We start from the raw sequence: 270 nt of genomic DNA on the forward strand, positions 1-270 counted from the left end.
GCCGATCCCGCCGCGTGGCAGGACGGGCTGCGCGACCGCGCCGACTGGGAGACATGGTTCGCCGCGCTCGACGGCGACCGCCGCGCCGGTGCCCTCTACTGGGCGACCCAGCGCAGCAAGACGCCGCCCGGCACCTGCGAACAGGGCAGCCCCGACTTCATCGCCGGGTGCGTGGAGGCACGGCGCCGCCTCGCCCTGGCCGACCTGCGCCGCCGTGCCGAGGCCGATTACTGGCGCGGCTGGAACAGTTACGGCCTCGCCCCGACCCAA

The 270-nt window shown here is 75.6% G+C and carries 1 pseudogene; it reads left to right on the forward strand.

What is annotated here, in order from left to right:
- Nucleotides 1–270, forward strand: a pseudogene (locus B8460_RS22730) (hypothetical protein); the annotation flags it as partial.

The organism is Acidisphaera rubrifaciens HS-AP3 (assembly GCF_000964365.1).
GTDB classification, from domain to species: Bacteria; Pseudomonadota; Alphaproteobacteria; order Acetobacterales; family Acetobacteraceae; genus Acidisphaera; species Acidisphaera rubrifaciens.